This is a genomic window from Brevundimonas sp. (assembly GCF_036676055.1).
Taxonomy (GTDB): domain Bacteria; phylum Pseudomonadota; class Alphaproteobacteria; order Caulobacterales; family Caulobacteraceae; genus Brevundimonas.
This window is the reverse complement of sequence record NZ_JAKFDS010000052.1, coordinates 1-8,164: the sequence shown is the minus strand read 5'-3', so window position 1 is coordinate 8,164 and position 8,164 is coordinate 1. Positions and strand designations below refer to the sequence as shown.

General features: G+C 67.2%; 14 protein-coding genes. All 14 read left to right on the top strand.

Annotation, left to right across the window (positions count from 1 at the left end; genetic code table 11):
- The first annotated feature begins 3 nt into the window (after positions 1-3).
- The gene (gene rplE, locus V6M45_RS08640) at positions 4-510 is read left to right on the top strand and encodes a 50S ribosomal protein L5 (RefSeq protein ID WP_442880568.1); all 507 of its coding nucleotides are present in this window, start codon (positions 4-6) and stop codon (positions 508-510) included.
- 20 nt (positions 511-530) lie between these two features.
- Positions 531-836 (top strand): 30S ribosomal protein S14, encoded by a 306-nt coding sequence (gene rpsN / locus V6M45_RS08635; RefSeq protein ID WP_168049147.1) that lies wholly within the window; start codon positions 531-533, stop codon positions 834-836.
- Between the two features lie 14 nt (positions 837-850).
- Entirely contained in the window at positions 851-1,249 is a 399-nt protein-coding gene (gene rpsH, locus V6M45_RS08630; RefSeq protein WP_168049145.1) for a 30S ribosomal protein S8, read from the top strand.
- Position 1,250: 1 nt separating this feature from the next.
- Positions 1,251-1,784 (top strand): 50S ribosomal protein L6, encoded by a 534-nt coding sequence (rplF, locus tag V6M45_RS08625; protein ID WP_332655522.1) that lies wholly within the window; start codon positions 1,251-1,253, stop codon positions 1,782-1,784.
- 3 nt (positions 1,785-1,787) lie between these two features.
- Positions 1,788-2,150 carry a 50S ribosomal protein L18 gene (gene rplR, locus V6M45_RS08620; RefSeq protein WP_332655520.1) on the top strand — a complete coding sequence of 121 codons (363 nt, stop codon included), beginning with the start codon at positions 1,788-1,790 and terminating at the stop codon, positions 2,148-2,150.
- Between the two features lie 12 nt (positions 2,151-2,162).
- Positions 2,163-2,771 carry a 30S ribosomal protein S5 gene (gene rpsE / locus V6M45_RS08615; protein WP_324811714.1) on the top strand — a complete coding sequence of 203 codons (609 nt, stop codon included), beginning with the start codon at positions 2,163-2,165 and terminating at the stop codon, positions 2,769-2,771.
- Between the two features lie 3 nt (positions 2,772-2,774).
- Positions 2,775-2,972 carry a 50S ribosomal protein L30 gene (gene rpmD, locus V6M45_RS08610; RefSeq protein WP_168049138.1) on the top strand — a complete coding sequence of 66 codons (198 nt, stop codon included), beginning with the start codon at positions 2,775-2,777 and terminating at the stop codon, positions 2,970-2,972.
- Between the two features lie 170 nt (positions 2,973-3,142).
- Positions 3,143-3,733: a 50S ribosomal protein L15 gene (rplO, locus tag V6M45_RS08605; protein WP_332655516.1), complete on the top strand. Its 591-nt coding sequence runs from the start codon at positions 3,143-3,145 to the stop codon at positions 3,731-3,733.
- A gap of 105 nt (positions 3,734-3,838) precedes the next feature.
- Positions 3,839-5,227, top strand: coding sequence for a preprotein translocase subunit SecY (secY, locus tag V6M45_RS08600; protein WP_332655514.1), 1,389 nt, complete (start codon positions 3,839-3,841; stop codon positions 5,225-5,227).
- A gap of 23 nt (positions 5,228-5,250) precedes the next feature.
- Positions 5,251-5,814: an adenylate kinase gene (locus V6M45_RS08595; protein ID WP_332655513.1), complete on the top strand. Its 564-nt coding sequence runs from the start codon at positions 5,251-5,253 to the stop codon at positions 5,812-5,814.
- 59 nt (positions 5,815-5,873) lie between these two features.
- Positions 5,874-6,608, top strand: a complete 735-nt coding sequence (locus tag V6M45_RS08590) for an energy transducer TonB (protein WP_332655512.1) — start codon at positions 5,874-5,876, stop codon at positions 6,606-6,608.
- 142 nt (positions 6,609-6,750) lie between these two features.
- The gene (gene rpsM, locus V6M45_RS08585) at positions 6,751-7,119 is read left to right on the top strand and encodes a 30S ribosomal protein S13 (RefSeq protein ID WP_183251202.1); all 369 of its coding nucleotides are present in this window, start codon (positions 6,751-6,753) and stop codon (positions 7,117-7,119) included.
- Between the two features lie 9 nt (positions 7,120-7,128).
- On the top strand, positions 7,129-7,518 hold the full coding sequence (gene rpsK / locus V6M45_RS08580) for a 30S ribosomal protein S11 (RefSeq protein ID WP_300292379.1): 390 nt from the start codon (positions 7,129-7,131) through the stop codon (positions 7,516-7,518).
- Between the two features lie 88 nt (positions 7,519-7,606).
- A partial coding sequence (locus tag V6M45_RS08575; RefSeq protein WP_332655505.1) for a DNA-directed RNA polymerase subunit alpha occupies positions 7,607-8,164 on the top strand: 558 nt, incomplete at its 3' end.

Here is an 8,164-nt window from a genome sequence, read left to right as displayed (position 1 = left end):
CGCATCAAGGGCGTGCTGACCGAGAAGTTCGGCTACACCAACCCGATGCAGATGCCCAAGCTGGACAAGATCGTCCTCAACATGGGCATCGGTGAAGCCGTGGCCGACTCCAAGAAGGCCACCGCGGCCCTCAAGGATCTGACCGCCATCGCCGGCCAGAAGGCCGTGCCGACCAAGGCCCGCAACTCCATCGCCGGCTTCAAGCTGCGCGAGGGCATGGTTGTCGGCGGCAAGGTCACGCTGCGCGGCGACCAGATGTACGAGTTCCTGGACCGGTTCATCACCATCGCGCTGCCGCGGGTGAAGGACTTCCGGGGCCTCAAGGGCACCAGCTTCGACGGTCGCGGCAACTACGCCACCGGTCTGAAGGAGCACATCGTGTTCCCCGAGATCAACTACGACCAGATCGATCAGATGTGGGGCATGGACATCATCGTCTGCACCACGGCCAAGACCGATGAGGAGGCCAAGGCTCTCCTCACCGAGTTCAAGTTCCCGTTCGTGAACTGAGCGGGAAGGGATAGAGCACAATGGCTAAGAAGAGCGCCGTGAACCGCAACGAGATGGTGAAAGCCCTCGTCGCGAAATACGCCGACAAGCGGGCCGCCCTCAAGGCGACCGCCAACAACGAATCCCTGCCGCTTGAGGAGCGCTTCGAAGCGCGTCTGAAGCTGGCGGAGCTGCCGCGTAACTCGGCCGCCAACCGGATTCGCAACCGCTGCGAGGTGACGGGCCGTCCGCGCGCCTATTACCGCAAGCTCAAGATGAGCCGTATCGCCCTGCGTGAACTCGGCAACCTGGGTCAGATCCCGGGCCTGACCAAGTCCAGCTGGTAAGGGGAGCGACAGATATGATGATCAACGATCCCCTGAGCGACATGATCGCTCGCATCCGGAACGCCGCCATGCGGAAGCGTTCCAAGGTGCTCACCCCGGCGTCCCGTCTGCGTCAGCGCGTCCTCGACGTGCTGCAGGACGAGGGCTACATCCGCGGCTATTCGCTGGTTCAGAACCCCGGCGAGTTCCCGCAGTTCGAGATCGAGCTGAAATACTTCGACGGCCAGCCGGTCATCGCCGAGATCGCCCGCGTGTCCAAGCCGGGCCGTCGCGTCTATTCGGCGATCAGCGACCTGAAGCCGATCAAGAACGGCCTCGGCATCTCGATCCTCTCCACGTCCAAGGGCGTCATGTCGGACACCGCGGCCCGCGAGGCCAAGGTGGGCGGCGAAGTCCTCTGCAGGGTCTACTGATATGTCCCGTATCGGCAAACGCACCATCGCTGTTCCGAAGGGCGTCACCGTCACGCTCGACGGCCAGACCGTGTCGGTGAAGGGTCCCAAGGGCGAACGCTCCTGGACCGTCGCCGAAGAGATCGAGGTCTCGCAGAACGACGAGGGCATCAACCTCGGCCTGCGCACCGACACCCAGCGTGGCCGCGCCATGTGGGGCCTGTCGCGCACCCTGGTCGACAACATGGTCGTCGGCGTCACCACGGGCTTTGAAAAGAGCCTGGACCTGGTCGGCGTCGGCTATCGCGCCGCGATGAAGGGCAACGCCCTGTCGCTGCAGCTCGGCTTCTCGCACGACGTCGACATCCAGCCGCCCGCCGGCGTCACCTTCGCGGTGCCGAAGCAGACGGAAATCAAGATCTCGGGGGCCGACAAGCAGGCCGTCGGCCAGATCGCCGCCGTCATCCGCAAGCTGCGTCCGCCGGAGCCCTACAAGGGCAAGGGCGTGCGCTACACGGGCGAAAAGGTCCGGCGCAAGGAAGGCAAGAAGAAGTAAGTCATGGCCACCACGCTCAAACAGAACGCCAAGCGCCGCGCCGAGCGCACTCGCCGCCGCCTGAAGGCTGTGGCCAACGGCCGCCTGCGGCTGTCGGTCCACCGCTCGGACAAGAACATCTCGGCCCAGATCATCGACGACGCCCAGGGCGTCACGGTGGCCGCCGCCTCTTCGCTGGAAGGCGAAAAAGGCAAGAAGCCGAAGGGTTCGGACACCGCAGCCGCGGCCGCGATCGGCAAGCTGATCGCCGAACGCGCCATCGAGAAGGGCGTCAAGGACGTCGTCTTCGACCGCGGCGGCTACATCTATCACGGACGGGTGAAGGCGCTGGCGGAAGCCGCGCGTGAAGCCGGCCTGAACTTCTAAGGGACGCGACAGATGGCGCAACAACCCCAACGCGGCGGCGGCGGCAACGATCGCAACCGGCGTGACAATCGCAACGCTCCCGCCGTCGACGGTCCGGATTCGGACATCGTCGAAAAGCTGGTGCACATCAACCGCGTCGCGGCCACGGTCAAAGGCGGCCGCCGGTTCTCGTTCGCGGCTCTGATGGTCGTCGGCGACGGCAAGGGCCGCGTCGGCTTCGGTCACGGCAAGGCGCGCGAAGTGCCGGAAGCCATCCGCAAGGCGACCGAAGAAGCCAAGAAGACCATGATCAAGGTTCCGCTGCGCGAGAACCGCACCCTGCACCACGACGGCAACGGCCGTTGGGGCGCCGGCAAGATCATGATGCGCGCCGCTCCTCCGGGAACGGGCGTCATCGCGGGCGGTCCGATGCGCGCCGTGCTCGAAACCCTCGGCGTCCAGGACGTTGTCGGCAAGTCGACCGGTTCGTCGAACCCCTACAACATGATCCGCGCCACCTTCGAAGCTCTGAAGGTCCAGTCGTCGCCCCGTCAGGTGGCCTCGAAGCGCGGCAAGAAGGTCGCCGACCTGATGGGCCGCCGCAACGACGGCGCCTCGGCGCCCGAAGCTGTGGAGGGCTGATAGATGGCCAAGACTGAATCCAAAGCCACCGTCACCATCCGCCAGACCGGCAGCCCGATCCGTCGCAAGTCGGACCAGCGCGCGACCCTGGCCGGCCTGGGCCTCAACCGCATGGGTCGTGAATCGACCCTGGAGGACACCCCCTCCGTCCGCGGCATGATCGCCAAGGTCGCCCACATGATCGAAGTGGTCGAGAAGTAGGAACTGCGCCCGCCCTTTCGGGGGCGGGGCAAGTCGCCGCTTGCGGCGGCAGGGCAGGGGCGGCTATAGGCCGCCCTTCCTTGCGTTTCGGACCCGTCCGGCGCGCAACAACGACATCAACGCCGAGTCCGCTCCTGCAGCGGGCGCTAGCACCCGAAAGGATCAGGCACATGAAACTGAATGAAATCCGCGACAACGAAGGCGCCCACAAGAAGCGCATGCGCGTTGGCCGGGGCCCGGGCTCGGGCAAGGGCAAGACCGCCGGCCGCGGCGTCAAGGGTCAGAAGTCGCGTTCGGGCGTCGCCATCGGCGGCTTCGAAGGCGGCCAGATGCCGCTGTACATGCGGATGCCCAAGCGCGGCTTCAACAATCCGAACGCGCTGAAGCTGGCCGAAGTGAACCTGTGGCGCCTGCAGGAGGCGATCGACGCCAAGAAGCTGGACGCCAAGGCCGAGATCAACGGCGAGGCCCTGGTGGCCGCCGGCGTGATCCGTCGCGTCAAGGACGGCGTCCGTCTGCTGGGCACCGGCGAGATCAAGGCCAAGCTGAACCTGGTGGTCTGGTCTGCGACGGCCGGCGCGCTGAAGGCCATCGAGGCCGCCGGCGGCTCGGTCGAGCAGCAGCGTATCGCCGCTGAAGCCAAGGCCGCCGCGCGCGTCGAAAAGCGCAACGCCGCCAAGGGCAAGGCTCCGGCTCCCAAGGCGCCGCTGGGCGACGCCAACAAGGTCTCGGCCCGCGCCAAGCGCACGGCCGCCAAATAAAGCTTGAGGGGCGCTCTCGCTAAGAGGGCGCCCTTCGCCTATCTGGACGCAGGCGCCGGATTCCTGTCCGATGCGCCGCGTTCTGACCAGTCGGGGTGACGACACATGGCTTCGGCCGCCGAACAACTCGCAGCAAACATGAACATGGGCTCGTTCGCCAAGGCGACCGAGCTTCACAAGCGTCTGCTGTTCACGCTGATGGCCCTGCTGGTCTACCGCGTCGGCACCTATGTGCCGGTGCCCGGGATCAACTCCGAGGCCTTCCTGGCGTTCTTCCAGAACCCTGACAGCCAGCGCGGCATTCTGGACATGGTCAACATGTTCTCGGGCGGCGCGGTCGAGCGCTTCGCGGTCTTCGCCCTGAACGTGATGCCGTACATCTCGGCCTCGATCATCGTCCAGCTGATGGGCGCCGTGTATCCGCCCTGGGAAAAGCTGCGCAAGGAAGGCGGCGAGAGCGGCCGCAAGCAGCTGAACCAGTACACGCGCTATCTGACCGTGGTGCTGGCGCTGTTCCAGTCGACCGGCATCGCCATCGGTCTGAACGCCCAGCAGGGCTTCGTCGACAACCCGGGCATCTTCTTCATCGTCTCGACCGTGACGGTCCTGACCGGCGGCACCATGTTCCTGATGTGGCTGGGCGAGCAGGTCACCGCCCGCGGCATCGGCAACGGCATTTCGCTGATCATCATGGCCGGCATCGTGGCCGTCCTGCCGGGTACGATCGCGCGGATGTTCGGCATGGCCCAGCAGGGCGTGATGTCGCCCTTCACCCTGCTGCTGATCACCGCCCTCGCCATCGGCGTCGTGGTCTTCATCGTCTTCATGGAGCGCGCCCAGCGCCGGCTGCTGATCCAGTATCCGAAGCGCCAGGAAGGCAACCGCATGGCCGGCGGCGAGCGCTCGTTCCTGCCGCTGAAGGTCAACACCGCGGGCGTTATCCCGCCGATCTTCGCCTCGTCGCTGCTGATGCTGCCGACCACGGTCGCCCAGATGACGGCCACGGCGGACCTGCCGTCCTGGATGGACTGGCTGCCGGCGTTCACGGCCCAGATGCAGCACGGCCAGCCCATCTTCATGGTCTTCTACGGCGCGCTGATCATCTTCTTCTGCTTCTTCTACACCTCGATCACCTTCAACCCCGAGGATACGGCCGAGAACCTGCGCAAATACGGCGGCTTCCTGCCGGGCATCCGTCCGGGCAAGCGGACGGCCGAGTATCTGGACTATGTGCTGACCCGCCTGACCACGATCGGCGCCATCTACATCACCGCGGTCTGCCTCGTGCCCGAGTTCGTCGGCGCCCAGCTGGGCGGCGGTCTGATCTTCGGCGGCACCTCGATCCTGATCGTCGTCTCGGTGACCATGGATACGGTCGCCCAGATCCAGTCCCAGCTGCTCGCGCACCAGTACGAAGGCCTGATCAAGAAGGCCAAGCTGCGTGGCCGGGGCCAGGGTCGCGGCAAGGGCGTGACCGCGCCCGCCAGACGCTGAAGCCGGGCCGGGGAGGGGCGGCGATGAACCTGATCCTGTTCGGACCTCCGGCGGCCGGCAAGGGCACGCAGGCCAAGCGGCTGGTCGAGACCCGCGGCATGGTCCAGCTGTCGACCGGCGACATGCTGCGCGCCGCCATCGCTTCGGGCTCGGATCTCGGTCGCGAATGTCAGGCCATCATGTCGCGCGGCGACCTGGTGTCCGATGACATCGTCATCGCCCTGATAGAAGAGCGCCTGCCCGAGGCCGAGGAGGCCGGCGGCGCCATCTTCGACGGCTTCCCGCGGACGGTGGCCCAGGCCGAGGCTCTGGACGCCATGCTCACCCGCAGGGGCGCCCGGATCGACCACGTCGTGCGCCTTAAGGTCGACGACGCCGCCCTGCTTGAGCGCGTCGCCCGCCGTTATGCCGAACAGGGCCGTCCGGACGACAATCCGGAAAGCTTCAAGGTCAGGCTGGCGGCCTACAATCGCAACACCGCGCCCCTGCTGCCCTATTACGCGGACAAGGGCCTGCTGACCGAGATCGACGGCATGGGGGCGATCGAGACCGTCTCGGCTGCGATCGACGCCGCGCTCGGCGCCTGAATATAAGCTGAGCGCTTTCGGCCCCGGCGCGTTCATGCCCCATGTGGCATATGCGACGCGTGGAAACAGGACCGATCCTCACACCTGACCGGCTTCGCAAGGCGGGGGCCTTCGCCGTCGTCCTGATCGCCCATGCCGGCTTGTTCGCCCTGGTGGCGCGCACCGCGGCGACGCCCCCGATGGCCTTGCCGCCGGTGATCGAGGTGGAGCTGTTCCGGCCCGTTCCGCCTCCGCCGCCCCCTCCGCCGCCCGAAGAGCCCTCCGAAGACCCCGGCGGCGGCGCGCCGGCCGCCCCGTCGCGCATCCATGTCCCTCCGCCCCCGCGCGAGCCCGTGCCGCCCGAGGTCCCGGCCCCGCGCGAACAGGCGCCCGAGCCTGAATTGGTGGTGGGCATGGCTCCCACCGCCTCGCCGACGCCCGGCATGGGGCAGGGCGGGGAAGGGACAGGCAGCGGCTCCGGGATCGGGGCCGGCGACGGTCCGGGGCGCGGCGTGCGCACAGGCCCGCGCAACCTGCGCCAGCCGCCGCCGGGCGGCCTGCGTCGGTATCACCCGCCCGAGGCGCTGCGCCGTGGCGTCTCCGGAACCGCTGTGGTCAGTTGCCGGATCCGCGAGGACACCATGCTGGACCAGTGCCGGGTGGTGAGCGAGACTCCGGCCGGCCAGGGCTTCGGCGCCGCCGGCGTCGCGGCGGCCGTTGCGGAATACCGGTTCCGTCCCGCCACCATCGACGGCCGGCCCGACTACGACCTGCGCGCGGTGATCACTCTCCGTTTCGGGCGGAACGCTCCCTGAGCGAACCGTCCGCGGAGCGCCGCGAGGCGTTGACGCGGCGTGAATCCCCTGTATAAGGCGCGCTTCCGCGAAGGGCGTCGACGCTCCTGGTCTGTTGACCGGAGCGTTTGTTGCGTCCGCACACGCGTATCTGGAGAGCTTCGTGGCCCGTATCGCTGGCGTCAACATCCCGACCAACAAGCGCGTCGAAATCGCGCTTCAGTACATCCATGGCATCGGCGCGCACGCGGCGAAGGACATCACGGCCAAGGTCGGGATCGAGCCCTCGCGCCGGGTGAACCAGCTGACCGACGCTGAAGTGCTGCAGATCCGCGAGACGATCGATCGCGACCACACCGTCGAGGGCGACCTGCGCCGCGAGACGTCGATGAACATCAAGCGTCTGATGGACCTGGCCTGCTACCGCGGCCTGCGTCACCGCAAGGGCCTGCCGGTCCGCGGCCAGCGCACGCACACCAACGCCCGCACCCGCAAGGGTCCCGCCAAGCCGATCGCCGGCAAGAAGAAGTAAGAGACACCCATGGCCAAGGAACCGGGTCGCGTAAAGAAGCGCGAGCGCAAGAACATCACCTCGGGCGTCGCCCACGTGAACGCGTCCTTCAACAACACCATGGTGACCATCACCGACGCGCAGGGGAACGCCATCTCCTGGTCCTCGGCCGGGCACATGGGCTTCAAGGGTTCGCGCAAATCGACCCCGTACGCCGCCCAGATGGCCGCCGAAGACGCGGCCAAGAAGGCCAGCGAGCACGGCGTGAAGACGCTGGAAGTCAACGTTTCCGGTCCCGGCTCCGGCCGTGAGTCGGCCCTGCGCGCGCTGCAGGCCGCCGGCATGACCATCACCACCATCCGCGACGTCACGCCGATGCCGCACAACGGTTGCCGTCCGCCCAAGCGCCGCCGCGTCTAAGCAGACATCGACCGACTAATTCTCCGCCGGTCCTGCCGCCCCTGACGAGGAGCGAGGGACCGGCGAACTCCGTTTTCGAGGGACATCCATGATCGAACGTAACTGGCAAGAGCTGATCCGTCCCGAGAAGCCGCAGATCGAGGCCGGCTCCGACCCGCTGCGCAAGGCGCGCCTGGTCGCCGAGCCCCTGGAACGCGGTTTCGGCGTGACGCTCGGCAACGCCCTGCGCCGCGTTCTTCTGTCGTCGCTGCAAGGCGCGGCGGTGACGGCCATCCAGATCGACGGCGTCGTCCACGAATTCTCGTCGCTGGAAGGCGTGCGTGAAGACGTCGTCGACATCGTGCTGAACATCAAGCAACTGGCGCTGCGCATGCACGCCGAGGGCCCGAAGCGCATGACCCTGCGCGCCACCGGCCCCGGTGCGGTGACCGCCGGACAGATCGAGGTCCCTTCGGACATCGAGGTGCTGAATCCCGACCACGTCATCTGCACGCTCGATGACGGCGCCTCGGTGCGCATGGAGCTGACCGTCCAGAACGGCAAGGGCTATGTCGCCTCCGAGCTGAACCGTCCGGAAGACGCCCCGATCGGCCTGATCGCCGTCGACGCCCTGTATTCGCCGGTCAAGCGCGTCGCCTATCGCGTC